The sequence below is a fragment of the Acetobacter senegalensis genome, assembly GCF_001499615.1.
Classification (GTDB): Bacteria; Pseudomonadota; Alphaproteobacteria; order Acetobacterales; family Acetobacteraceae; genus Acetobacter; species Acetobacter senegalensis.
The window spans coordinates 1899001-1920031 of sequence record NZ_LN606600.1 but is presented as its reverse complement, the minus strand read 5'-3'; the positions used below and the strand labels follow the sequence as shown (position 1 = coordinate 1920031).

The 21031-nt window shown below is 54.9% G+C and carries 34 protein-coding genes, 1 tRNA gene and 1 pseudogene; 17 read left to right on the top strand and 19 right to left on the bottom strand.

The window, feature by feature from the left end; all coding sequences use genetic code 11:
* Nucleotides 1-6 precede the first annotated feature (6 nt).
* From ASN_RS08770 to ASN_RS19630, 14 genes are all read right to left on the bottom strand, one after another.
* The gene (locus ASN_RS08770) at nucleotides 7-1332 is read right to left on the bottom strand and encodes a phage portal protein (RefSeq protein WP_058987941.1); all 1326 of its coding nucleotides are present in this window, start codon (nucleotides 1330-1332) and stop codon (nucleotides 7-9) included.
* Entirely contained in the window at nucleotides 1320-3119 is a 1800-nt protein-coding gene (locus tag ASN_RS08765; protein ID WP_058987940.1) for a terminase large subunit, read from the bottom strand. Before ASN_RS08765 ends, ASN_RS08770 begins: the two co-directional genes overlap by 13 nt.
* Nucleotides 3109-3693 (bottom strand): hypothetical protein, encoded by a 585-nt coding sequence (locus tag ASN_RS08760; RefSeq protein ID WP_058987939.1) that lies wholly within the window; start codon nucleotides 3691-3693, stop codon nucleotides 3109-3111. The genes ASN_RS08765 and ASN_RS08760 overlap by 11 nt, the downstream gene beginning before the upstream one ends.
* 144 nt (nucleotides 3694-3837) lie before the next feature.
* A complete protein-coding gene (locus tag ASN_RS08755; RefSeq protein WP_058987938.1) occupies nucleotides 3838-4164 on the bottom strand; it encodes an HNH endonuclease signature motif containing protein in 327 nt (108 codons plus the stop codon).
* A 2-nt stretch (nucleotides 4165-4166) separates the two neighbouring features.
* Nucleotides 4167-4778 (bottom strand): DUF3164 family protein, encoded by a 612-nt coding sequence (locus tag ASN_RS08750; RefSeq protein ID WP_035381444.1) that lies wholly within the window; start codon nucleotides 4776-4778, stop codon nucleotides 4167-4169.
* A 42-nt stretch (nucleotides 4779-4820) separates the two neighbouring features.
* The gene (locus ASN_RS08745) at nucleotides 4821-5696 is read right to left on the bottom strand and encodes a tyrosine-type recombinase/integrase (RefSeq protein WP_058987937.1); all 876 of its coding nucleotides are present in this window, start codon (nucleotides 5694-5696) and stop codon (nucleotides 4821-4823) included.
* 150 nt (nucleotides 5697-5846) lie between these two features.
* Nucleotides 5847-6251, bottom strand: a complete 405-nt coding sequence (locus ASN_RS08740; protein WP_058987936.1) for a hypothetical protein — start codon at nucleotides 6249-6251, stop codon at nucleotides 5847-5849.
* Nucleotides 6252-6387: 136 nt separating this feature from the next.
* Nucleotides 6388-6726 carry a helix-turn-helix domain-containing protein gene (locus ASN_RS08735; RefSeq protein ID WP_058987935.1) on the bottom strand — a complete coding sequence of 113 codons (339 nt, stop codon included), beginning with the start codon at nucleotides 6724-6726 and terminating at the stop codon, nucleotides 6388-6390.
* A complete protein-coding gene (locus ASN_RS08730) occupies nucleotides 6723-7031 on the bottom strand; it encodes a type II toxin-antitoxin system RelE/ParE family toxin (protein ID WP_058989246.1) in 309 nt (102 codons plus the stop codon). The genes ASN_RS08735 and ASN_RS08730 overlap by 4 nt, the downstream gene beginning before the upstream one ends.
* 329 nt (nucleotides 7032-7360) lie before the next feature.
* Nucleotides 7361-7921, bottom strand: a complete 561-nt coding sequence (locus ASN_RS08725; RefSeq protein ID WP_058987934.1) for a hypothetical protein — start codon at nucleotides 7919-7921, stop codon at nucleotides 7361-7363.
* 160 nt (nucleotides 7922-8081) lie between these two features.
* Complete coding sequence (locus tag ASN_RS08720; protein WP_058987933.1) at nucleotides 8082-9272, bottom strand: hypothetical protein; 1191 nt, start codon at nucleotides 9270-9272, stop codon at nucleotides 8082-8084.
* Complete coding sequence (locus ASN_RS08715; RefSeq protein ID WP_058987932.1) at nucleotides 9265-9504, bottom strand: hypothetical protein; 240 nt, start codon at nucleotides 9502-9504, stop codon at nucleotides 9265-9267. Before ASN_RS08715 ends, ASN_RS08720 begins: the two co-directional genes overlap by 8 nt.
* On the bottom strand, nucleotides 9497-9994 hold the full coding sequence (locus ASN_RS08710) for a hypothetical protein (protein ID WP_058987931.1): 498 nt from the start codon (nucleotides 9992-9994) through the stop codon (nucleotides 9497-9499). The genes ASN_RS08715 and ASN_RS08710 overlap by 8 nt, the downstream gene beginning before the upstream one ends.
* Before the next feature lie 46 nt (nucleotides 9995-10040).
* Nucleotides 10041-10619 (bottom strand): hypothetical protein, encoded by a 579-nt coding sequence (locus ASN_RS19630; protein WP_157765157.1) that lies wholly within the window; start codon nucleotides 10617-10619, stop codon nucleotides 10041-10043.
* Nucleotides 10620-10739: 120 nt separating this feature from the next.
* On the opposite strand from ASN_RS19630, the gene ASN_RS08700 reads away from it, so the two are divergent.
* Nucleotides 10740-10958 (top strand): hypothetical protein, encoded by a 219-nt coding sequence (locus tag ASN_RS08700; RefSeq protein WP_058987929.1) that lies wholly within the window; start codon nucleotides 10740-10742, stop codon nucleotides 10956-10958.
* A 13-nt stretch (nucleotides 10959-10971) separates the two neighbouring features.
* Here the strand turns inward: ASN_RS08700 and ASN_RS08695 are convergent, their stop codons facing one another.
* Together ASN_RS08695 and ASN_RS08690 are read right to left on the bottom strand one after the other, a co-directional pair.
* Nucleotides 10972-11325 carry a hypothetical protein gene (locus ASN_RS08695; RefSeq protein WP_058987928.1) on the bottom strand — a complete coding sequence of 118 codons (354 nt, stop codon included), beginning with the start codon at nucleotides 11323-11325 and terminating at the stop codon, nucleotides 10972-10974.
* The gene (locus ASN_RS08690) at nucleotides 11322-11531 is read right to left on the bottom strand and encodes a hypothetical protein (RefSeq protein ID WP_058987927.1); all 210 of its coding nucleotides are present in this window, start codon (nucleotides 11529-11531) and stop codon (nucleotides 11322-11324) included. The genes ASN_RS08695 and ASN_RS08690 overlap by 4 nt, the downstream gene beginning before the upstream one ends.
* An 85-nt stretch (nucleotides 11532-11616) precedes the next feature.
* On the opposite strand from ASN_RS08690, the pseudogene ASN_RS20530 reads away from it, so the two are divergent.
* The 3 genes and pseudogenes from ASN_RS20530 to ASN_RS08680 all read left to right on the top strand — a co-directional run.
* Nucleotides 11617-11760, top strand: a pseudogene (locus ASN_RS20530) (hypothetical protein); the annotation flags it as partial.
* Between the two features lie 3 nt (nucleotides 11761-11763).
* Nucleotides 11764-12333: a LexA family protein gene (locus ASN_RS08685; protein WP_231948471.1), complete on the top strand. Its 570-nt coding sequence runs from the start codon at nucleotides 11764-11766 to the stop codon at nucleotides 12331-12333.
* 116 nt (nucleotides 12334-12449) lie between these two features.
* Nucleotides 12450-12875: a hypothetical protein gene (locus tag ASN_RS08680; RefSeq protein ID WP_058987925.1), complete on the top strand. Its 426-nt coding sequence runs from the start codon at nucleotides 12450-12452 to the stop codon at nucleotides 12873-12875.
* A gap of 1 nt (nucleotide 12876) precedes the next feature.
* On the opposite strand, the gene ASN_RS08675 is transcribed toward ASN_RS08680, so the two are convergent.
* Nucleotides 12877-13152, bottom strand: coding sequence for a hypothetical protein (locus ASN_RS08675; RefSeq protein WP_058987924.1), 276 nt, complete (start codon nucleotides 13150-13152; stop codon nucleotides 12877-12879).
* A 205-nt stretch (nucleotides 13153-13357) separates the two neighbouring features.
* On the opposite strand from ASN_RS08675, the gene ASN_RS08670 reads away from it, so the two are divergent.
* From ASN_RS08670 to ASN_RS08625, 11 genes are all read left to right on the top strand, one after another.
* Nucleotides 13358-13885, top strand: a complete 528-nt coding sequence (locus ASN_RS08670; protein WP_058987923.1) for a hypothetical protein — start codon at nucleotides 13358-13360, stop codon at nucleotides 13883-13885.
* A gap of 178 nt (nucleotides 13886-14063) precedes the next feature.
* On the top strand, nucleotides 14064-14378 hold the full coding sequence (locus tag ASN_RS08665) for a hypothetical protein (protein ID WP_058987922.1): 315 nt from the start codon (nucleotides 14064-14066) through the stop codon (nucleotides 14376-14378).
* A complete protein-coding gene (locus ASN_RS08660) occupies nucleotides 14375-14647 on the top strand; it encodes a hypothetical protein (RefSeq protein ID WP_058987921.1) in 273 nt (90 codons plus the stop codon). Before ASN_RS08665 ends, ASN_RS08660 begins: the two co-directional genes overlap by 4 nt.
* A complete protein-coding gene (locus ASN_RS08655) occupies nucleotides 14644-14904 on the top strand; it encodes a hypothetical protein (protein WP_231948469.1) in 261 nt (86 codons plus the stop codon). The genes ASN_RS08660 and ASN_RS08655 overlap by 4 nt, the downstream gene beginning before the upstream one ends.
* The gene (locus ASN_RS08650; protein WP_058987920.1) at nucleotides 14901-15194 is read left to right on the top strand and encodes a hypothetical protein; all 294 of its coding nucleotides are present in this window, start codon (nucleotides 14901-14903) and stop codon (nucleotides 15192-15194) included. Before ASN_RS08655 ends, ASN_RS08650 begins: the two co-directional genes overlap by 4 nt.
* The gene (locus ASN_RS20060; protein WP_058987919.1) at nucleotides 15194-15583 is read left to right on the top strand and encodes a helix-turn-helix domain-containing protein; all 390 of its coding nucleotides are present in this window, start codon (nucleotides 15194-15196) and stop codon (nucleotides 15581-15583) included. Before ASN_RS08650 ends, ASN_RS20060 begins: the two co-directional genes overlap by 1 nt.
* The gene (locus ASN_RS08640; RefSeq protein ID WP_058987918.1) at nucleotides 15583-15894 is read left to right on the top strand and encodes a hypothetical protein; all 312 of its coding nucleotides are present in this window, start codon (nucleotides 15583-15585) and stop codon (nucleotides 15892-15894) included. The genes ASN_RS20060 and ASN_RS08640 overlap by 1 nt, the downstream gene beginning before the upstream one ends.
* Nucleotides 15891-16178, top strand: coding sequence for a DUF2312 domain-containing protein (locus ASN_RS08635; RefSeq protein ID WP_058987917.1), 288 nt, complete (start codon nucleotides 15891-15893; stop codon nucleotides 16176-16178). The genes ASN_RS08640 and ASN_RS08635 overlap by 4 nt, the downstream gene beginning before the upstream one ends.
* A 2-nt stretch (nucleotides 16179-16180) precedes the next feature.
* Nucleotides 16181-16891, top strand: coding sequence for a DUF7168 domain-containing protein (locus ASN_RS08630; protein WP_058987916.1), 711 nt, complete (start codon nucleotides 16181-16183; stop codon nucleotides 16889-16891).
* Nucleotides 16892-16960: 69 nt separating this feature from the next.
* Nucleotides 16961-17335, top strand: coding sequence for a hypothetical protein (locus tag ASN_RS20170; protein ID WP_231948461.1), 375 nt, complete (start codon nucleotides 16961-16963; stop codon nucleotides 17333-17335).
* Between the two features lie 14 nt (nucleotides 17336-17349).
* Entirely contained in the window at nucleotides 17350-18264 is a 915-nt protein-coding gene (locus tag ASN_RS08625; RefSeq protein WP_231948455.1) for a tyrosine-type recombinase/integrase, read from the top strand.
* 130 nt (nucleotides 18265-18394) lie between these two features.
* Here the strand turns inward: ASN_RS08625 and ASN_RS08620 are convergent.
* Nucleotides 18395-18469, bottom strand: a tRNA-Val gene (locus tag ASN_RS08620).
* A 65-nt stretch (nucleotides 18470-18534) separates the two neighbouring features.
* Between ASN_RS08620 and ASN_RS08615 the strand changes: the two genes are divergently transcribed.
* Entirely contained in the window at nucleotides 18535-19458 is a 924-nt protein-coding gene (locus ASN_RS08615) for an N-formylglutamate amidohydrolase (protein WP_058987914.1), read from the top strand.
* Between the two features lie 13 nt (nucleotides 19459-19471).
* Here the strand turns inward: ASN_RS08615 and ASN_RS08610 are convergent, their stop codons facing one another.
* Nucleotides 19472-20251 carry a glycosyltransferase family 2 protein gene (locus ASN_RS08610; RefSeq protein WP_157765156.1) on the bottom strand — a complete coding sequence of 260 codons (780 nt, stop codon included), beginning with the start codon at nucleotides 20249-20251 and terminating at the stop codon, nucleotides 19472-19474.
* Nucleotides 20252-20524: 273 nt separating this feature from the next.
* Here ASN_RS08610 and ASN_RS20165 point away from each other — a divergent pair, with 273 nt between their 5' ends.
* Nucleotides 20525-20899 (top strand): putative hemolysin, encoded by a 375-nt coding sequence (locus ASN_RS20165; RefSeq protein WP_058987912.1) that lies wholly within the window; start codon nucleotides 20525-20527, stop codon nucleotides 20897-20899.
* The last annotated feature ends 132 nt before the right edge of the window (nucleotides 20900-21031 follow it).

Here is a 21031-nt window from a genome sequence, read left to right as displayed (position 1 = left end):
ATGGCCTCATGTTTTTTGAGGTGGTGAAGGCCTCTGTGGCTGCGGATCAGCCTTCTTGCTCGCCTGCTGCTCCAGCGGCACGTTAGTGCTGTTCACCAGCACGGTGTCACCGCCTTGCACGGCTGGCAGGTTCCGCTTCTTTCGGCTCTCGTTAATGGTCAACTGGCCGCTGCTGATCTGCTGTGCCGTTACAGCCGCTGCTTTCTGCGGGTCCATGGAGAGCAGGCCATCACGGTCAAACTCCACAAAATACGGTGTGCCCAGAAACAACTTCGCATTGAGCTCCCCTTCAATGCGCTTCAGATCCGCATCAAGGGTGAAAATCAGATACGCCAATGTGTTTTCAGAAAGGCCGGATCCCCACGATGTGGTTTTATCCGTCTCATTCAGCAGGTGTAGCGGCACGCCAAAAAACCGGGAAATGTCCGCAACCTGATAGCGTCTGGCCTCAATGGTTTGCAGATCCTGTGGGCTTAACTGGAACGGCGTATATTTTGCCCCATCATCCACAATGATCGTGCGGCCCCATTTGGAAACGCCTGAATAATTGTTCTCGATCTGCGCTTTCATGCGCCGGAACGAGGTATCATTCATTTTGCTTGGCACCTGCATCACCCCGCTGGGGAGTGCTGCATTCTGATGCAGGCGGCCGGTGCGTTCCTCCATGGTCTGCGCCAGACCGACTGATCCACGCGCAAAGGACTGGATGCGGGAAAGTCCCTTGACCCCATCAAAGCCCGGCCCCGGTATGTGCAGCATATCTTCCTGCAGAACCGTTTCCACCCGACCATCCAGATGGGTGCAGACGTAGAAATTCACGCCAGGCATGGACGGGATCCGGACAACCTGAACCTGCCAGGGCATGAAGGTTTCAAACCCGATCACACGGGCGGCACCATCATACCGGATGGCGCTGTAGTGGTTTCCCCACAACAGCAGGTTGAGCCCCCAGAGTTCCCGCCAGGAGAACGCCGTCAGGGATCTGCCCGGATAGGGCATGACATTCAGGAGCGGAGCGAGCCTGTGCCTGGCCGCTTCTTCCCGTTCCCCGTTGTCCTTCTGCTTCCAGATCTTCAGCGGCAGTCCGGCGATCACCCCGGCTTCCAGCGTGACGCAACGGTAAACGGCGGAGCATGCCATGGAGGTGGTTTCCCGCACCCGTGGCATCCACTCCTGCCCGCTTCCAGGCGTGCCGAGAAAATCCTCCCAGCTTGCGATATCGCTGAGCGGTGTTGTTGGATTTTCCGGGTTGCCCGCATTGCTGAAATGCGGCTCCTGCCGATCTGCGGGTGGTGCAGGCGCGCTACCGAACAGGCGGTTCAGGAGTCCCATAGTTCCTCACGATCATAGATGCTTCTGGTAGGAGGCTCCGGATTGCGCGCCATGCAGGAAACGGCATCAAACAGGGCCATCAGCGGATCAATCTTCTTGCCGCCCGCCATCTGCTTGGTGATTTCCACATTGTTCCCTTTGGCCTGCGCCTTGGCATTCCCGACAGCCCACGCCATGATGGGGCGGTTGCCATGAGAAAACGTGCCGTCAGCCAGCTTGCGCTCCAGCGTCTTGATGGCTCCGGTCATCTTCCAGCCCTGACTCACCCCGACAATGCGGTCCTGCTCAATGCCCTTCGCATGCAAAGCGAACACGATTTCAGCCACACCGGCTGGATCCAGACCAATCAGCGCCAGCTTGTCGGTCTCGTCGATCTGCTCAATCACATCCGCCAACTGCTGGTTGTCTTCTCGCATCTCCTGGGTGATGACGAGATCCCCCTCCTTCTGGAAATCCAGATAGCGCGGGGCCTCTTCCTTGCGGTGCTTCAGCACGTCCTTGAAAACCCAACTGCGCTGCCAGTGCAGCCAGTCCTGGCTTTTCGCGTCCCGGCCCAGAACAGCCAAGGAGAGAAAGTCATCCAGACCGCCGCCGTCGATACCGCAGACAATCACGTCCGAGCACTCCAGCAGCAGTTCCAGCGTGACCTGCGCATTCCCCTGGCGCTCCCAATACTTGGCTCCGGCCCAGGCCTTTTCCCGCAGGGACATGCCCACCTGGACGTTCAGGTGCTTGGCCGTCCACACGCGCAGCACTCCCTCCCCTGCCTCTTTGGCCTGGGCGTATTTGTCACGCAGGAACTCTTCTGACACCGACACACCCAGATTGGGGTTGGTCATGTACCAGTTGTCCGGGTTGTGCTGGCCGTTCTTATCCAGAACCTTCTGCGGGAATTCATAGATCACCGGCAGGAAACGCGGTGCCACGATCTTCCCGTCTCGCACTGAGCGGGCATAGTCCAGACGGCTCTTGAACACCCCGGCCGGTTCTTCATCCGACTGGGTGCTGAGATAGATGACAAAGCCTTCCGGACGGGACGCAATGCCGCCGGTGGCTTCCATCAGCATGTTTTCAGCAGTCGGTTTCTTCCCGAACTCCCACAGCTCATCCACCAGAATGCCGGTGGCCTTCTTCCCCACAACCGAGGATCCGTCAGCCGCTACCACCTTCAGGGTCGCACCCGTTTCCAGGTGCGTGATGATGCGTGTGTAATCCTGCACATGGAACAGGGCTTCAAGATCCGGATCCGCCCGGATCATATCCCGCGCTGGCTTGAACGCGTTGTCAGCAGCTTCCTTGGTAGGTGCCAGAATCAGGAACTCAGCGGACTGCCGCCAGTTCAGGATCAGCACCGTCAGCATCACACCGGCCGCAATGGTGGACTTGGTGTTTTTCTTGCTGACCAGCAGGAAGAACTCGGTAATCAGACGGGTGCCGGTATCCGGGTCATATGACCCGAAAATGGCAGCCGCAAAGTCCTTCAGCCAGTCCCGGCAAGATTCCCCGATGGTCGGTTCATACAGAACGTCCACGATCTTGAGCGCATTGAAGACCGCCATGCCCTGCTCGGCCGCCGCTGGAAAAAGCGGCTTGCACGGCACAAGGCTTTCGCCTGCCGTGATCCGCTTTTCCCAGTCCTTGCACGCCGTGCTCCAGACCGGCTTTCCGCTTTTGTCTGGTAGCGTCACAGCCCGCTTGCGTGTCCGGCTGGTTGTTGCCTTCTTCTGGGAGGCCGGAGCAACCTTGCACGCACCTGATCCTGTCTTCTTGGGAGATTTACTTACCATTGTTTACAACCAACTTCGGGGAAGGCATGCGGGCAAACCGGCCCTTCGCAGCTTTTTCTGCTGCTTCCTTGCGTTCTTCCTTCACGCCTTTCTTTCCCGCCTTCCCTGATTCCATCATGTCGATCTGCTTCAGGGTGCGCAGCGTCTCGGTCCGTTCTCTGGTGCTGATGGCCTTGAGCATGGCCTGCTTGCGGCGGGTGCTCCGGTCTTCAGCCGTTTCATCCTCAATGGCGTCCGCGATTTCGCCCAGGTAAGCCGTGGCATCCTCCAGTTCACCCATCAGGCGTGATGCCAGTGCGCTGATCCGCTCATTCAGGGGATGATCGGCACTTTTCCGGGGGATGCTGGCCTGTTTTGCAGGGGCTGAGGGACTGGTGCGCACAGGTTGGTGCGCACTTTGCGGTTTAGTGCGCACTTTGGAGGCATTGGTGCGCACCCATCCCTCAGCCTTGATGCGCTTGCGTATGGAGCTTTCCGCAACGCCATACTTCTCCGAAAGTTGGCGGTTTGACTGGCCTCCGGCGCGAAAGTCAGCTTCAACCGCTGCCCAGTCGATGCTTGATTTTCTGGCCAACAGCCCCTCCCTTTGCGCTCAAAGTGCGCACTTTAAAAACCCAGAAACGGAAAATTTTTCACGCGTGGGACGGGCGCGGTTACGCCCCTATGCGCCGGGCGAAGATTTACCCTCCCCCCCCATGCTCCACGCGCATGTCGCAGATCACCAGATTCGGGCGTTCCGTTCGGCCCGCACGCTGGCTGTTTTGGCCGTGTGACAGGAGCCGCACAGCAACTGCACGTTGCGTTTGTCCAGCTTCGCGCCGCCGTCCTTCAGCTCCACGATGTGGTCGCCAAAGAGACGCGTGCCGCTCCGCCCGCAGCGTTCGCAACAGTTGGGCCTCTCGCGCTTGATCTCAGCCATAAGAGCCCGCCATTCAGGGCTCGTATAAAAGCTGTCAGCACGCTTGGGCGGCTCCTTGGCTATGCTGGTATCCAGAACACCGACAAGCGGCTTCAGGCAGCTCAGTGAGGCATGTTTACGGCTCACGCTCACAGCTTGGCCATGTCGAATGGCACAAGCTCCCACTTACCTTCTACGTTGCCGCGACGATGCAGGCGCACATAGTCCTTCGTCACGTCTAGACGCACGCTGTCAGAAATGGCGTTCATGGCGCGCAGCCACCGTTCATCCTCAATGTTCAGACGACGGAGCCCAAGGATCTTGCCAGCCTGGAGCTTGCCCTGCTGACCAACGTCAAAGGCGTCCATGACGATAGCTTCAAGATTGGGGTTGCCGCCCTTGGTCCACTCTTTGAGGCATTCATCAATGATGGTCTTGGCCGACTGAATTTCCGGGCCGAACGAAATGCAGTTGCCAACCGCAACCGTGACGCGGAGCGTGCCATCGTAACTGGTGAGCGTGACGTTGCCTTTCTCACCACCGATCTTGGTCGCGTACTGCTCCGCCACCAGTTCAAGGAACGCATGCACTTCTGTGAAACAGGTGCGCTTGAATTCCAGCATGAACTGCCGCACCGGCTCACCCTGAGCATGCAAACGGCGTACAAGATCATCCTGCAGCTTGTCAGATGGCCGGACGTTCGCCTCTGGCACCAGCCGCCCGCGACCGTCCCGCATGTAACCGTCAGGCACGGTTGTCATTGTCGTCCTCCGTCGTTGTCTGATGTGCCCGCGCTCGGTGCGTCAGGCGAGAAGATCCGCGCCAACGGTGTCCGCGCTGGCGTGGCTGTAGCGTGTTGTCGTGGCGAGCGAGCTATGCCCAAGCTGGGCTTGCACCCAATGCACGTTTTGCCCGGCATCCAACTGGTGCGACGCGAAAGCGTGGCGCAGCCAGTGGGCGGACGCATCCGGCGCAAGCCCAGCCCTCTTTGCGGCCCGCTTCACCACGCGATGTGCTGCGCGGATGTGAAGCGGGCCGCCATCGTGGCCGGGGACAACAGGCGCATCCGGCCCGTCATCAACCCTGAGCGCCACGAGCTCTTTCCACAAAGACGCCGCGACCTGGACGTGCCGGGTCTTGCCGCCTTTGCCGAAAACCGTTGCGATGCCGCCAGACTGGCGGCGTGTCATGTCGCGCCAACGCAGTGTGCAGGCCTCCGAGAGCCTCACGCCGGTTCCATACAGCAACGCCAGCAAACCATGACGACGCGGATCAGCCTCGCCCGCAATCATGGCGAGCACCTGCGGCCGCGTGAGAATGCGCTCGTTCAGACTGTCCCTGCCGCGCTCCAGGCGAAACGCCATTCCCGCGTCATGCGGAAGGAAGTCCAGCTTGTGGCCGTAGGTCAGCAAAGACTTCACGGCGCTGAGCTTCCTGCGCCGCGTGCTGTCTGACGCATCGCTCATGCTGTCATGCCACGCCTGGAGATCCTCCAGGACAACATCAGCCATGGGCTTGGCAACAAAACGGGCGAACTCTGCAACGTCCGCGCGGTAGGCCCGCACTGTATGGCTGCTGCGGTTATGGAGCCACGTTTTGACGAGCGGAATGTCTGCCCTGTTGAGACCGTCATCCGGGGCTGCTGGCGCGGCCGATCTGGGCTGATCACCGCTAACCATTTGATATTCCTAAATTATAGGGTCGTTTCCAGACCTCAAAAAGCGTCAGATAACTGCCGTTATCTGACGGGTTTGAGAGGGTATCTGCGGGTTATCTGACACATTGCCCGGCAGGCGGTGTCAGATAACTCCGCGTTATCATGACGCTTTTCAGTCCGAAGGTGGGCCGCCGACCTTCCGGCCACGGCTCCCAAAAATCGGGCGGCAAGTTGACTTGATGATACCGGGTGGCAGTTGCTCACCTACGCGGGAAACGATCTCTCGACGGATGGCCTCATCCACGCGCGCCATATCCTTCTCACCGAAACGCACACTGGTGGTTTCGTTAAGCGGATTCAGACGCGAAAAAATTTCGTGTGATAGATCCGCGCAACGCGCTGCTGTCATACCAGGCCCCGCAAGCGGTGGCACGGTCACATCAGCACGATGGCGCGGGAGGCTTGCAGGCCGAAGTGGGACAATAATGGCCCCGGCTTTTGAGACTGCCACAACCAGAGATGGCTTCCCGGAAGACAGAACGACAGCACCACGGCAGAAATTCTGCCCGTGTTTCATTGGCTCTACTTTTCAGGAAACATAAAAAAAGCCGTGAACCCAGATGGGCACACGACTTCGAAGATTTTATAAAAATATGCCGATTAAGGGGGGCATGTCAACAAAAGAACCGGAGCAGTCGTTCTCTTCTGACTAATCAGCCGCACCTCACCTCATCGTATTCCTGTTCGGTTTCTGTGCTTGCCAGCTCCAGACGCAGCTTCTTTATCTCTTCTGGATAGCGATTAATGAGAAGAAGGTAAGCACGCGCACCACCGAGCGGCCGAGAACGGCCCTGCTCCCAATTTTTCACCTGATCGACATTAAAACCGAATGTGGAAGCAAAGCTATCTTGGGTAAGTTCTGTTTTCTGACGAATCGCCCGGACGTCAATCTCAGGGGCGACATGCATGCGGGCAGGTTCGGCATCTCCCTTTGCCACGGAGAGAGCTTCGACCAGACCCGCCTGGATCTTTTCGAATGCCGTCTTTTTCATGCTCTTGTGCTCACTTTCACGATTTTCTGTGCATATACTTCTACAATCTGAGACGTTAGTTTCGACAAAGAGTTTCGCTCAGACTGTGAAAGATCATCACACTCCCCCTTGGAGAAAACGGTAATTAAAAAAAGTGGCAAATTTGGTCCGGAAAAAAAAGTTATGGTTCTGTAACCGCCGCTTTTCCCTTTTCCTCTTCCAGCCACTCTTACCTTACGACATCCTCCAGTTCCCTTAATTACGTCTCCTGCCTCTGGATCTGCTGCAAGCATATCCACAAGGTTGGAAATCTCTTCTTCCGTCATGCCGGCGTCCTGAGCATCTTTCCGGAAGGTTTTCAGCTCACAGACAGAGTGAAGGGGAGAGGTTTCGTCCATACAGCGGACGCTATACGCATATTACGTAGCACGTCAACAATAACGTGGGCTGAGCGATATGACATTTTTGCGGGGCACTCTGCGCAACGACAGTTACTGCGGAGTGACAGCCCCCGTGGACGCTTTCCACATTTCAGGAGAATAAACGCTATTAGACTTGTCTTGTAATGAGGCAATTCTGGCCTTCAAAACGATGTTAGATTGCGCGCTGAATTGGTCCTGAATAACCCTGTCATCATATTGTAAACAGACCTCGGCTAAACTCCAGATGGCACTGCAGACCAATCTGCGAAGAGATTCTCCGGCATGTTGGTATAAGCCTCCGCTAACTGAACCAGCAGTAGGTCCAACATGCCTGCCACACGGAGTTTATCATATCGTGTAGCTACTGGCTTTTTAGGGCGACCCTCGTCATCTACTTCCGGAGGATGGATTGCCATTGCCATGTTGTTTAAAGACAATCCGTCGATCATAACTCTGATCAGCAAAGTCTCACTAAAAGCCCCGAGAGACTTACGGATATAGCGGCACCGATCTGCTGCGGCTATGCGCGAAAGAATGGCATATTCTGCATCCGGACACCCACTCTGCTTGGATGCTTCCGGATCCTTCCCGCCTAAAATCCCAGTTTCATAATCACGAGCCCAATCTTCCGCTGCCCCTAGCTGCGCATCAGAAATACTTCTGGCCGCATGCAGAGCATAAACTGCCCCCACACGGCTGCACATGTGCGGTTTTGACCTTTTATCAAATGTCACTTCTACAGTCGTGACATCACTTTTTTCTAAACGTTCTGCTGTTGCTTTAATCTCTCGCATCTTGCCCTACCGCCTGTTCGCGTATACCGTCCTCTGGCGTCACGGGGTTGTGGGCGTAAATTTAAGCGGTGCGCCATGCTGGCTTCCAATTCGGCATTGGCGCGCCGCTTTTTTTGTTCCATTCGCTGGGTGCGCAAAAACTGCACAATTTTCTGCCTGATCATGCGGCCTCTGGTGGCGGGAAATAGTAAGCCCGGTAGGCGTCTCGGCTGAATGGAATATCTGGCAGACCATTTTCCTGAGCAAGAGTTGGCCATTGCCTGGTAACGGCACCAAAATCCCGGTTTTCCGTAAATGCCGTCTTCCATAACTGGCTTGCCCGCGCCCAGTTATCCTCAAACTCCTGCTCCTGAGCCGTAAGAGCACGCTGTTCCGGCGCATCAGATGCAGCCTGTTCCACAACGCCTTGGGCTTCAATGGCCCGCAACACCGCTGCCTCAAACACCTTCAGGCGTCTGGGTGTTTCGCCATTCTTGGCCATCGTGCTCTTGTGCGCCCGAATAGCAGCAACAATGCAATCCGGCGTTGCCCCTATGCCCAGCCACCTTTTGGCGAATGACACAGCATACCCGACCTGATCATCCCCAAAGCCCGATGCGGTGAGGATCTTTGCCGCAGTCTGCTTGACCAGAGCTTCTGGGATCTCCGGTTTTGGGTTTTCGGTTTCCCCAGAAATAGAACCAGAAGGAATATATGTATCTCTCTCTGCTTCTAGATCTATGGAAACCGAAGAAACCGAATTTTCTGAAACCGAAAACCCATTGGGTTTTTTGTTTGGGTTTTGGGTTTCGGTTTTCCCGCCAGCAACCACGCCCATGAGCGGCATGTTCCGCTGAGCCTGTTGCGCAGCAATTTCACGGGCGCGGCGCGCATCACGTTCTTCCGGGCTCTCACCCTTGCGGCACCGGCCGCCCTTCATCCCGTTCATGCGTGCTGATATCTGCTTGCGTGTAAGCCCCGGTGGTAGATCACCTGTTTCTTGCACATGCTGCCAGGCTAGATCTGCCTGAGCCTTGCGCGCTTCCCGATCTTCCTTGCGCAGCAACCGACCGTATAAATGCGGGCTGAACAGAGCGCCTTGATCATCGCGCGCCATAAACCCCGCCTTGATAATCTCAGGCAGCGCCCACTCAAGATCTGAGAACTCTATCCATGCCTGCCGCGCTATCTGCTCGTCTGTCAGCACAAGGCAGCCTGCCCGGAAAACACACGCCCGCAACTCCTTGAGCGCATCATGCAGATTTGTCACGATCCCCCGCAACGCAGGTGACATTGAGCGCAACATTTTGAACGGCGTAACAGCGTCCAGATCAAATTCAGCCACATCTGGGCGTATCATGGCACTAGCCATTTTTTACCCTCCCAGGCGTAATGGGTTTCTTGCGGCGGAACATTTCAACACGTTCCAGGCCCAATGCTTCCAGGCAAGCGTCACTTACCTCCCGGTTGCAATTGGTCCAGTTGGAAACTGTGCCCTTGTTCCGGCCATGGAGGCGGGCAAAGGCGTTGTTTCCGCCAGCGCGCGCCACCTGTGTATTCAGTTCTGAAAACACTTGTTGCAGTGTCAGCAATTCCTCAGCCATGAGCGGCCTCTCTATCAGAGACTATGTAAGGCTGGTTGTCTTTCTGCACCCGATGCACGCGCGCCAGGGCGCGTTCAAGAATATGCTTGCCCTGCATCAGTTTGGGCGCGATCTCACGCGCCTCATGCGGATCTATGCGGCCGTCCTCAAGGATACGCACTGCCGTGCCAAGCACATCTCCAGACGTACGGGCAAATTCGCTCATGTCCTGGCCAAAATCACCTGGGCCGACATGCAACGGGATAACAACAAAGCCCAGTGCATGTGCCATTTCCATCAGGTGGATTGGCTTTTCTGCACAATGATCAAGATCTATCGCCACATCCAGCGGCACCACGCTGGGCTGGTTGCGGCTGGTATAAGCATGCAGTTGCGTTTCCTGCACGCGGGTGAATCCTGCAGCAGAACGAAAGTCCCCTACAGCCTGAACGGCCGTTTTGGTTGCCGTCTTGATAGCTGCGAGGAAACGGGCGGAAAACGGAGCCGTCATGTATCCTCGGAAAGAATGCTAGAAGGAAAAAAGCTTCTAAGTGTTTTCATTTTTGAAAACACCTTGGTCTGTTTGGGGCAGTTCCTTTGCTGGCAGCGGCATTGGGCGGTACGTTGCCGCACCGCCCGCCATCGTCCATCATGCGCTTGGAACCAAACATGAATGGAGACGATTCTTTATGAAACCCGATTTTATTGCGCATCCAGAAGACCAGATTACGCGCGAAGGCCTTATTGCTCGGTTTTACAATGCCTACAGCACAGACGTAAAAACCAAGGATGAAGCCCTTAATCTTGTTTCGGAAATTGCTCAGGCAGTGGATGGCCGCAGAACAGATGCAAGGTACAAACCTATGCAGCCGCCCACGAACCCTCCCAAAACTATTTGAGGTAGGCTTTAGCAAGCCTTCTACCGTGTTTATTTTGTGCTTCCATTCTTCGTAAGAAGCGGAATGCTCATCTTGGCACAAAACAACGGCACGGTATCTGCGCTGTTCACGAATGATGCGGGCAGTGCAGATAAAGGCACTGCTGGCTAACACTAGGCCCACATAAACAACCCGAACACCGTTCAGATGACAGGCTTCAGGCCCTGCGGCATGGTTGGTCCCATTATGGCCGCTCATGCCGCAACTCCTGATTGTTTTTCAGACCTTTTCGCATCAGCGGCATTGGGCGGTACGTTGCCGCACCGCCCGCCATCGTCCAATGTGTGATTGTCGAAAAACACAACTGGAGATTCGAATATGACTGAAGGCGTCAAATTACAGTCTGTAAAGATCCGTAAAGACGGCAAACTAAAAGCCAAAATTCCCTTTAAATGTAAGAAAACCGGCATCTCCTTCGTTCTGACCGCAGTGTATCCAGCCCATGAAGATGGCGGATTTAAAGAGATCTCACTCTCAGCGAAAAACACTCTGGAAGCAGGTAAAACTGCTATCCTTGATTTGTTCCGCGCTGAATAATAAAAGTTATGCATCAGGAAACACCTGAAACTGACGGCGTTTTATAGTCCCGAAACAGTATTTCTATCTTAGAGTATCCGCCTTCCTGCATAAGAATAACACCTGAAACGCGGGAAGAGCGGATCATACCGTTTAATCGCTCAACCACAGCCTGAATAACAGCGTCAGCTTCATCTGAAGTCAGGTTCTGGAATTCAAGCCACTCTTCACCGCAGAATTTCTGGCTCCAGAAATCCAGGGCGCGTTTAGCCGCAAGCTTCCGCTCTTGGGCAAGGACCTCTTGCAAAGCCGCATGCATCTCAGCCCGAACACCGTTCGGCTGACAGGCTTCAGACCTTGCGGCATGATTTTCCTCATGAGATGTCATGCCGCAATTCCTTTTCCCATTTCTGATTTCTTCTCATGCAGGTAATCGTAGGCAGCTTGGAAAGTGCGCAGCGTCACGTTTCCTGCTCGAAGTCTGCTAAGGAATTTTGGGTTTCCTGTTGCAGCAAGACTGAAGGCACGCTCAGACGTCGCAGTCTCTGCACAATAGGTATCAATCTCTACAAGCAAGCGTTCGCGGTACGTCATAGGACATATATGTCCTATTTCTGCCGCGCCAGCAAGAACATTCTTGTCCCATGCGCTTTAAGCAGGTGTGAGGCATAATTGTCCTATGAAGGCACCCACCACCATCTTAGGAACACGCCTCCTGCGTCTTATAAAAGACAAGGGAACAAGCATGCGAAAAGTCAGCTTGGATGCAGGTTTAAGTGAATCGGGCGTAAAGCATATCATATACGGGTCATCCGTAAGCCCGCGCATGTCGACTCTTGAGCGTATTGCAAGCGTTCTAGGGGTGTCTGTAGCCGAGATTGTTGGCGAGCAATCTTTCTCTGCGGCTGAACCTATGCCGCTTTTGAGGGTGCCTGTTATAGGCAAGGTGCAGGCAGGTGTGTGGCAAGATGCGCTTGAAGTGCCCTTCGCAGAGCGCTACGCCATTTCAATCCCGAACGTCGGAGATTACCCCGGCCTTCCCCGGTATGGGCTGAAGGTGGTCGGTGATAGTATGAACCGCGTTTTCCCTGAAGGTACAATCGTAATTGTAATCAACTTCTATGATCTTGCGCGACCGCCCCGGCATGGCGAATATGTGGTGGCTGAACGCCGCTCGCCAGGTAGCGACTGCTTTGAGGCTACGGTCAAGGCCGTACAGATCCGGGACGATGGTAGAATATTCCTTTGGCCAAAAAGCACGGATCCAAACTTCCAAGCTCCTATTGAGGTCGACAATGGCGGATGGGAAGACGGAGACGGATGGGGTGTCCCAGATGTGATCATCAAGGGGCTTGTTGTTGCTGTGTATCAAGTTCCCACCATAGCCACATTCTGAACAACCGTTAAAAAACGCATAGGACATTTCCGTCCCGAGTAGGACATTTTTGTCCTTGCATTCACGCTCAATGTAGGTCATTTATGTCCCATCACAACCCGTGATGGAGAAAAGCGGTGACAACCAAGCGTAGCTACAAGATCGAACAGGACGGTGAAAACTTCGTTCTGGTCGAAACATCAGACACCTACGGAAACCCCGTAGTGCGTGTGCCCTATTCCATTCAGCAGGAAGCGGAAAGCGGCATAATCGCTGTATCTAAATCACATGATTTCGTTAAAACCTGCCGCAAAAAGACTGCGCTCGATGTCGCCAGAGGTTTGACCGATTTTTTCATCAAGTCTGATGTGACAGCAGAAAGCCTGCTGAAGATCCGCCAGCGGGTGGAGATTCTGATTACGGCATCTATTGCTGAAATCCGCAAGAATGCAGGAATACCTACGCTATCACAGGAAGTGGCGGAACAAGATATGGAACCCTCTAACAAGGATATCATGCGCGAAGTACGCAGAAATAGAGCCCTTGCCAGAGGGGGTGCTTAATTCACTCTATGGAAAACGTTCCATCTTTGAACTTGGCGCGTAATCCCTCAAGAACTTCACCATAACTTTCAAGTATAGATTCAAGAGTGTTATGGCGGTTTCTTGCTTCTGATACGCGCCTTCCAAGTTCTTGGTCTGGAATATTAAGGTCATTTTCGAGCCCCTCAATATCTTTTTCTGCTGCCGTCATCGCTTTGTTTCGATGATACGTGCGTGTCAGTGCGCCAGCGGCCTGAATAAGAGCGCATTCGATATCTCGAGGTAATTCTTTTGTCATAGGTTTCTCCTTCTGATGACCAGACATCTTCAGAATGAGGGAAAGAGGGAAGGTCAGGCAACTGACTCTCCCGCATGGGAGCCAATAAGGATGAATATCCAGCCTTCTACACAGCCCCGGTCTCACCTGGCATCAAAACAGAATGGAAGAATTGTGCATGCCGTCATGCCAGTTAATATGGCGGTATCAAGGATAGGTGGAATTTATGGTGCAGCAACCAGAAAACGGCAGCCTTTGGCGCTTTCAGGAAGCGCTAAGGCAAGCAGAGAAATGCGTTACTGCCCAGCAAACGCAACTTGCTTGGGTGCAGGGACGCGCAACAACAACACTAGGCTGGATCAGTGCCGAACTATTGGGAGCTTTGGCACTGGTTGGGGCCAATATGTCCAAGGGCCTGCACAACTCGGAAACCTTATATTGGCTGGTATTTGGGGTAAGCGTTCTTATCCCGGCTTCTATTTCAACGCTCTACCTCATCAAAGTTCTTCCTCTTATGGAATGGAACTTCGAAGGGCTACAGCCAGAAGGCATACTCTTCACAAAAGGCATAGAAACCCAAGAAGAGATGCTGCATTCAACGGTTCTTGGTCTGGAAAATGCCAGACAGGAAAACGATGCAACCATCCGCAAAATGGTAAGAAGCTTGCGGATAGGCTGGATATGGTTTCTTGTCATACCGCCCATAGCCATTCTATCCGCACTTCTCCTGGCAGTCGTTACTCTTTACCGTTAGCACTGCCCTTTGTTGGAATAAGACCACCTAAAACACTTTTATTGGGTGTTTGTGGCGGCGGTGGCGGCTTGGGTTTTGAATCACCAGACAAAGTTTTCCTCCTCGAGTCTTTTGACAACCCGAGAATGGAAAAAAAGGGAGGGCTGGGCAACCAGCTCTCCCACATGGGAGGCGCTGCATGAACACGCAGGCCGCCCCCACAAAGCGCAATCACGTCATCAGCGCCGAGGACAACGCGCTGATTGAAAAGATCGCTGCACGTGTAGCGCCCCGCAACAGCCACAAACGCGCGTTTGATCTGGCCTGCACAATTCTGACGGAATGCCACCGGCTGTGCCGCCCTCTAGCGTTGCAGCAGATGGCTACGGCGGATGCTGATCAGATCCGTACCGATCTGAGCACGCTGCGCCAGCACTTTGACATTGGCAGTTGCACCCTGCCCCACACCGTCAACCTGCGCTTTGAAGCCAGATTCTGGCTGGAAAAATCATGACCCCCGAACAGGAACGCCAGCAGCATATCTGCGCGGCCTACCGGGCTGCACAGAGCGCTATCCCCATGTTTGTGGTCTATCGGCCCATCACGTCTGACCACCCCGGCAAATGGGTGGCCCGGATGCATCTTACTGAACCTGCCGCCGCAACTGACTTGCTGATTGAGGCAGACACACTAGTCGGTATCCGCATCCAGTTGCCGCCAGAAGCCGTGAATATTGGCCGTTATTTTTACGATAATCCCGTAATCGAGGAGGTCTGGCTGTGATCCCGACCACGCAAAACAACGCCCATGTCCCTGTCCTGCCCAACATACAGGCCCGCATTCGTGCCGCAGGCATTCTCCGGGCGCAGGCAGATACCCTCTTTATTGAGTCTGACCGCCTTGAGAATTACCGCCGCAACTGTGCTGCCAGCAACAACCCGCGTGGCGCCGCCATATGGCAGCGGCTGGCCAACCATTTCCGTACGGAGGCAGAAGCCTGCGTGTTTGAAGCGGATAAGCTTGTGGGAGCCCGGCCATGAACACGGTGCCGCAGACAAACACACTGCAGGTGCAGGCAGACCGCGCCGCAGAAAATACACTTGCACACTGTGCGGAACGCGCCCTGATCTGGGCCGCAACACTGGCTGGCAAGGCTGTGGTCACCTATCGCGGGCTATCCCGCACCATAGTGGGCGAGATCACCAACGCGCTTGCCTTTATCGCGCTGGGCACCGTGCTGATCTGCTGCACGGATACCGGCTGGTGGCTGCTTGGCCAATGGGCAGATGGCGTAACGGCCGCAGTCCTCTATCTGGAAGGCGTGTCCTGATGGTACCGCACCATGCACCTGCCCTTAACCGTGCTCGTCCGCGCTTTGGCTTTGTGTCTGCTCAGGCTCTGCGCCTTGGCGCTCCTGCGCCACGTGGCGCCACGCTCATTGATGACGGCCGACAGATCGACCTGGAGGAAGCAACAGGCCGTTTCCGGCCCAATGAAGCCGCAGAACTCAAGATGCACCGCCACATCGGAAGACGCCTGCGCCAGAAACGGCAGGAACGCGGCCTGAGCCTGCCAGCCCTAGGCAAACGCGTCGGCCGCTGCGGTCAGCAGATCCAGAAATACGAGATAGGGCGCGATGCCATTAAGGCCGCCACCCTCTTCCAGCTTGCCGATGCCCTAGGCGTGCCCATGGCATGGTTTTTTGAAGGGTTGATGTGATGACCACCGTCACCATTGATGTGGATGTTGATGTCGATATTTCCGACCACCTGGACGAATGCACAACATCTGAACTGGCAGAGGCGCTTTCTGACAAGCCGCGGACAGAAGCAATGGCAGCATTGCAAGCGGTGGGCCTCCTCAGTGTCACTGACGAAAACCCGGAAATGAACGATCTGGAAAACATGATTGCCGCTTTCAATTCAGGTGACAGAGACCTGTTTGAAATTTCGCTGCGCAATCTATTCCCAATCGCCAAAGAGCAGATCGCATTTGCGATGTGCCACAAGCAGTTGAGCCTCGCAGCATGACGTTTGAAGAAGAAGAAGACTTCGACGGCCAGAACGATCCTGACCGCGTTACTGGCGGGATCTCTGCTGATCGGCTGCGCAGCATTATTGAGCGCGTTGAACGTCTGGAAGAAGAACGCAAGGCTTTGGCTGGGGATATCAAGGATATCTACACAGAAGCCAAGTCTGCCGGGTTTGATGTGAAAGTCATCCGGCAGATCATCCGCCTGCGCAAACAGGAACCTGCAGAAATTGAGGAGCAGGAAACCCTGCTCAGTATCTACCGCCGCGCACTGGGTATGTGAAAATGAACGAAGACCAGAAAAAGAAGATGATGGAGCGGCTCAAGAAGCTGCTTTCTCTAAGCCGCAGTGCCAACGAGAATGAAGCTGCTGCTGCCCTGGCAAAAGCCCAGGCGTTAATGCGTGAACTGGAAATCACGGAAGATGACCTGCAACTGGTGGACTATGCCACGGTTGAAAGCCCGGTTATCCTGATGCGTCCTGGTCACCGCCTGCCAATTTATGGCGGCATGCTGACTGGCACCATCGAGAAAGCGTTTGGCTGCAAGGCTATTTTCTCGGATAGCACAATTATCTGGCTCGGCCCGAAGTCAAAAGCAGAGATCTCGGCATATAGCTGGACCGTCCTGGCTCGCTTGCTCAGCTCCAAGCGGGCAGAATATTCCTTTGTGATCATGCTCCAGGAGCGGAACCCCGGACGCCGTGCCGCCAAGGCTGACACCAACTGTGAAGGATGGGTGTATGGTGTTGGCCAGAACATCATTGAGGAAAAACTGTCTGAAAAGGAAAAGCGCCTGACGAGCCTTTTCACAAAACAGAAATTTCCCCGCCTGCGCACAATGCAACAGCGCGGATCCGGCCTCAGCAGCGACGATTCAGGCGATGCCTGGCTAGACGGCATAAAGGACGGCAAAAACACCCGTCTGCACTCCGGCGTCCAGGCCGACCACAAAGGCCAGATCCGCGAAACCCGTTACCTGGGAGCGGGCGCATGACAAATCATCTTGCAAAACAGGAGAAAATCGAAGCAGCACTGGCGCACCCCGTTGAGCTGGGAGGGGAGTATGGGTGAAACACTGCCTGATCTTATGACCATCAAGGACGTGCTTAGCCGCCTAAAAGGCAAAATAGGCCGCTCCAGGCTGGTAAAGCATTTGCATGAAACACCCGAATACAATGGTGGCCCCACGCATAGAAAATGGGGCGCAAAGTATCTTTTTTCCGCTCAGGATTATGAAAGGCTCATTGAGAGCATAGAATGCCCCTCAAGCTCGTCAAAACACCAAAATCGCAAAACCTGTATCTCCGCGGCACTGTCTCCGGCAAAAGCGTATTCGAAAGCACTGGAACGTCTGACAGAAGGCTCGCAGAGGAAATCAGGCGCAAGCGCGAAGCGGAACTCTGGAACGAAACAATTTATGGGAAGCGTGCAGTCATAACCTTTGCGGAGGCTGTGACTGCTTACATTGACGAGAAACCCAGATCACCCGCCACCAATCGTTACCTGCTGCGGCTCCTCAAATATTTTGGAACACGCAAGCTCACAGATATTAATCAGCAGTCTTTGAAGGGCGCTTACGAAGCAATCCTGCAGGATGGAGAGAACGCGAGTGCCGCCACTAAGAAGCGTGCCGTGCGTACGCCATTGCAGGCCGTTCTGGAATTTGGTGCAGTGCAGGGATGGTGTGACAGGCCAGCCTTCGCGCCGATTTCCATCAAAGCAAAACCAAAAAAATTCTTACGGCCCGAAGAAGCAACACGCCTTGTGGAGAACGCGGCTCCTCACTTGCAACCCCTATTCGTGTTCCTGCTAGGAACTGGGTGCCGGATGTCCGAAGCCCTAGACCTTGAATGGAAGGATGTTGATCTCTGGGGCGCACGCGCCATCGTGTGGCAAAAGCAGGGAAGGCAACGCCACGTAGATCTGCCGCCAGTTGTAATAAAATGGCTCACGACAATTGAATGGCGTGATGGTCATGTGTTCCGACCAGTAAAAACCACCCGCAAAGGTTCGGAGATTGGAGAACGTTACCATGATTCCGGGCGTCAATATGGTGGCCAGATCAAAAGCGGTTGGTCTGGAGCTTGCCGCCGAGCGGGCCTGCCTGGCCGCGTAAGGGAATGGATTCCTAAAGGGGAGGAGAAACTAAAAGAATGGTTTGTGCCTGATTACACCCCGCATGCTCTACGTCACACTTGGGCGTCTTGGCACTACTGCGTGCATAGGGACATTGTCCGGCTCCAAGCCGATGGAGATTGGAGCGACATCAAGACCGTGATGATCTACACCAAGCTTATGCCCGATGCTTACAAAGAACAGATTGAGGAGTGGTGGAGAATCGGGCCAGATGCAGGAAATGCGGCCTAGAAAGCTCCACGGATTTTCCACAGTGACAAGTGAGAATCGGGGAGAAAATACACATATTTATGGAAATGTATGATGGAAGAATTTTTAGGGAATAAATTCTCAAAACCCGCAGAAAACTGCCGGTCAAAGATGGTGGGCGCAACAGGGATTGAACCTGTGACCCCTACCATGTCAAGGTAGTGCTCTACCGCTGAGCTATGCGCCCATCCTTAACCGTGGGCGCGTTCTATCCTTCTTGCGTTCAAAGCGCAAGCCCACAATGATACCCGAATGAAAAATATTGCCCACACGCTTATCCGACGTGGCCTGAATCGCGTTTTTCCTGGCGGTGAGGGCACGTCTCACCCAGAAACGGACCGGGTTGCCGCGCCGCCGCCTGTGCTGGTTTCGGGCGCTGTGGAAACGCCGCTGGTGCTGGCCTCGCCCCATTCCGGCTGTTTTTACCCGGAAGCCTTTGTGCAAAATAGCCGTCAGCCGCTCCATCGTCTGCGCAGTGGGGAGGACAGTTATGTGGAAGAACTGGCGGCAGGCGCCCATGCGTTGGGGCCGGTCCTGTTATCCGCCACCTTCCCCCGTGCGTTTTGTGATGTAAACCGGGCCGCGTGGGACCTTGATCCGCGCATGTTTGACGGACCCGTGCCCAGCTTTGTCAAAGCCACACATCGGGGACTTTCCGGGTTGGGTTCCATTCCGCGTATTGTGGCCGATAACCGCCCAATTTATCACACCCGCATCCCGTTCATGGAAGCGGCGTTGCGCATCCGTGACTACTGGATGCCTTATCACGCAACTCTGGCGGAAACTCTGCGCCTGACCCACGCCCGGCATGGCATTTGCCTGTTACTGGACCTACACTCCATGCCGGATGCGCCTGAAGCAGGATCACCCGATTTTGTGTTGGGAGATGGCCACGGCACAAGCTGCGACAGCCGCTTTGTGACTACGGCGGAAGATACGCTTACAAACCTTGGCTACAAAACCACACGCAACAACCCGTATGCAGGAGGGTACATCACCCGCCATTATGGACGCCCACGTGAAGGGCTGCATGCCTTGCAAATAGAAATCCGGCGCGGTCTGTATATGGACGAGGCAACACGCACGAAAAACCAGGGCTTTGAGACCCTTCAACACACATTGACCACCCTTACGGCACAGCTTCTGCAAAGCCTTTCCCGCCGAACGATGACATAAACCCTTCTTTATTTTAAACAGATTTGAGGAAAACTGACGGAATACGATGCAGCGCACTTTCAGTTCCGGTTTCAACAAGTGCGCGTAGATCCAGACTATCCAGATCGGCCTCCTGCCGTTTGCCCTGAAATCCTTCCAAGAAACGGATCATGCTGCGATTGGAAACCCGATGTGAGCCACCATGCCCTGTTTGAAGGGCCCGTGCGCTCCATTTCAACTGGCGGGTCAACGCCAGACGCTCCAGCATATGGGTCTGATCTGCGTATTTCAGATGAAACATCCATAAATCCGTATCCAGCACGCTCGGCTGCTGACAGGTATGGAACCCCGGATTCCACGCCAACGGCACGGAAGACAGCAACGTTTTGCAAGACCATGACCGCACGGCCCCATAAGGACGCTGCGCCAGAATTGGTGCCTCCCACTGCACAGGGGGCAAACCGGCTTCCTGCTGCATGACATCCACCCCCACGCACCGGATGGTTTTATGAGGGGTGTGCGCCACATAATCCTGCAAGGACAGATAGTGAGACGGACGCGCCACCAGAAGTTCATCACAGTCTGTAAAAAGAACAAATTTGTAGCGCTCAAGAAGGGTCTTCTGAAATGCAGCCACCTGAGCAGCACGGTCTATTTCATCCAGCTCATCTCTTGGCAGTGTGATGATCTGGCATCCCGGCAAGTCAGGAAGATGATCGCTGCCATGATCCAGCACATACACATTTCCCGCCCCCGCCTGCCTGACATAATGGCGCGCCCATACCGGCAGCATCTGATGCTCATTATAGACCATGGTGAAGACTGCCAGACTCTTCCGGCCTTCCTGAGGCGTCTCCGCTGCCTTGGCAGAACGGGACGACTGCCCTCTCCCGGAAAACCGCTGACCCAGGCCCTGAAGGACTGACTTGACTGCACGCCACACTGAACGAAACTCCTTTCAGACCGTTCTGTCATTCTCTCTCGGTTTTGTTTCCGGCGCCACCTTTCATCACCAGCGTCTTCCGCAGGCGGCTGACGCGTGCGACAGAGGAAGGGTAAAGTCATCCATTTCAGGAATTATTCTTCCATGAGACACCCTTTGTTTTCCGGTTCGTTCCTCTCCCGCCTTCGCACCGGGGCCGCACTGGGGCTATGCCTTTCCGCTTTGGCTGCCTGCCAGACACCCTCACCCGCCACGGCAACCCCGACCGAGCAGACCAACACCTCAGCGCCCCCACAGGCAGCGCAGGCTGTCAGCCCCGAGGTCAAATCCCGCACGCCGGTAATTGGCATGGCCAACCCTGCCTCCGTCCATTGCCAGAAGGCCGGTGGCACTCTTGAAATCCGACAGGGAACAAAAGGAGCTTATGGCATCTGTCACATGCCTGATGGCCGCATGTGTGAGGAATGGTCCTTCTTCCGCACAGGAAAATGCAGTGCCGAGTCTCTGAAAAATTCGTAACCTTCGGGCTCGGAACCTATTGAAAACGTTTTCCTTTCATCACATCTCCCTAGAGCGCTGTGCAAACAGCGCCTGAACATATGCAGAAGGCGGTAGTCTTTGGCCTGCGGGTGAAGGGTGCCGTGCTTGTGA

What these genes read in the sequence shown, in the direction of transcription:
- ASN_RS08640 (WP_058987918.1), top strand. Translation starts at nt 15,583, where the DNA reads ATGACCACCGTCACCATTGATGTGGATGTTGATGTCGATATTTCCGAC.
- ASN_RS08750 (WP_035381444.1), bottom strand. Translation starts at nt 4,778, where the DNA reads ATGACAACCGTGCCTGACGGTTACATGCGGGACGGTCGCGGGCGGCTG.
- ASN_RS20165 (WP_058987912.1), top strand. Translation starts at nt 20,525, where the DNA reads ATGAGACACCCTTTGTTTTCCGGTTCGTTCCTCTCCCGCCTTCGCACC.
- ASN_RS08685 (WP_231948471.1), top strand. Translation starts at nt 11,764, where the DNA reads ATGTCGACTCTTGAGCGTATTGCAAGCGTTCTAGGGGTGTCTGTAGCC.
- ASN_RS08725 (WP_058987934.1), bottom strand. Translation starts at nt 7,921, where the DNA reads ATGCGAGAGATTAAAGCAACAGCAGAACGTTTAGAAAAAAGTGATGTC.
- ASN_RS08700 (WP_058987929.1), top strand. Translation starts at nt 10,740, where the DNA reads ATGACTGAAGGCGTCAAATTACAGTCTGTAAAGATCCGTAAAGACGGC.
- ASN_RS08770 (WP_058987941.1), bottom strand. Translation starts at nt 1,332, where the DNA reads ATGGGACTCCTGAACCGCCTGTTCGGTAGCGCGCCTGCACCACCCGCA.
- ASN_RS08610 (WP_157765156.1), bottom strand. Translation starts at nt 20,251, where the DNA reads ATGGTCTATAATGAGCATCAGATGCTGCCGGTATGGGCGCGCCATTAT.
- ASN_RS08670 (WP_058987923.1), top strand. Translation starts at nt 13,358, where the DNA reads ATGGTGCAGCAACCAGAAAACGGCAGCCTTTGGCGCTTTCAGGAAGCG.
- ASN_RS08675 (WP_058987924.1), bottom strand. Translation starts at nt 13,152, where the DNA reads ATGACAAAAGAATTACCTCGAGATATCGAATGCGCTCTTATTCAGGCC.
- ASN_RS08765 (WP_058987940.1), bottom strand. Translation starts at nt 3,119, where the DNA reads ATGGTAAGTAAATCTCCCAAGAAGACAGGATCAGGTGCGTGCAAGGTT.
- ASN_RS08635 (WP_058987917.1), top strand. Translation starts at nt 15,891, where the DNA reads ATGACGTTTGAAGAAGAAGAAGACTTCGACGGCCAGAACGATCCTGAC.
- ASN_RS19630 (WP_157765157.1), bottom strand. Translation starts at nt 10,619, where the DNA reads ATGAGCGGCCATAATGGGACCAACCATGCCGCAGGGCCTGAAGCCTGT.
- ASN_RS08650 (WP_058987920.1), top strand. Translation starts at nt 14,901, where the DNA reads ATGAACACGGTGCCGCAGACAAACACACTGCAGGTGCAGGCAGACCGC.
- ASN_RS08715 (WP_058987932.1), bottom strand. Translation starts at nt 9,504, where the DNA reads ATGGCTGAGGAATTGCTGACACTGCAACAAGTGTTTTCAGAACTGAAT.
- ASN_RS08735 (WP_058987935.1), bottom strand. Translation starts at nt 6,726, where the DNA reads ATGAAAAAGACGGCATTCGAAAAGATCCAGGCGGGTCTGGTCGAAGCT.
- ASN_RS20170 (WP_231948461.1), top strand. Translation starts at nt 16,961, where the DNA reads ATGGGTGAAACACTGCCTGATCTTATGACCATCAAGGACGTGCTTAGC.
- ASN_RS08660 (WP_058987921.1), top strand. Translation starts at nt 14,375, where the DNA reads ATGACCCCCGAACAGGAACGCCAGCAGCATATCTGCGCGGCCTACCGG.
- ASN_RS08695 (WP_058987928.1), bottom strand. Translation starts at nt 11,325, where the DNA reads ATGACATCTCATGAGGAAAATCATGCCGCAAGGTCTGAAGCCTGTCAG.
- ASN_RS08665 (WP_058987922.1), top strand. Translation starts at nt 14,064, where the DNA reads ATGAACACGCAGGCCGCCCCCACAAAGCGCAATCACGTCATCAGCGCC.
- ASN_RS08720 (WP_058987933.1), bottom strand. Translation starts at nt 9,272, where the DNA reads ATGGCTAGTGCCATGATACGCCCAGATGTGGCTGAATTTGATCTGGAC.
- ASN_RS20060 (WP_058987919.1), top strand. Translation starts at nt 15,194, where the DNA reads ATGGTACCGCACCATGCACCTGCCCTTAACCGTGCTCGTCCGCGCTTT.
- ASN_RS08710 (WP_058987931.1), bottom strand. Translation starts at nt 9,994, where the DNA reads ATGACGGCTCCGTTTTCCGCCCGTTTCCTCGCAGCTATCAAGACGGCA.
- ASN_RS08740 (WP_058987936.1), bottom strand. Translation starts at nt 6,251, where the DNA reads ATGAAACACGGGCAGAATTTCTGCCGTGGTGCTGTCGTTCTGTCTTCC.
- ASN_RS08630 (WP_058987916.1), top strand. Translation starts at nt 16,181, where the DNA reads ATGAACGAAGACCAGAAAAAGAAGATGATGGAGCGGCTCAAGAAGCTG.
- ASN_RS08615 (WP_058987914.1), top strand. Translation starts at nt 18,535, where the DNA reads ATGAAAAATATTGCCCACACGCTTATCCGACGTGGCCTGAATCGCGTT.
- ASN_RS08690 (WP_058987927.1), bottom strand. Translation starts at nt 11,531, where the DNA reads ATGACGTACCGCGAACGCTTGCTTGTAGAGATTGATACCTATTGTGCA.
- ASN_RS08730 (WP_058989246.1), bottom strand. Translation starts at nt 7,031, where the DNA reads ATGACGGAAGAAGAGATTTCCAACCTTGTGGATATGCTTGCAGCAGAT.
- ASN_RS08745 (WP_058987937.1), bottom strand. Translation starts at nt 5,696, where the DNA reads ATGGTTAGCGGTGATCAGCCCAGATCGGCCGCGCCAGCAGCCCCGGAT.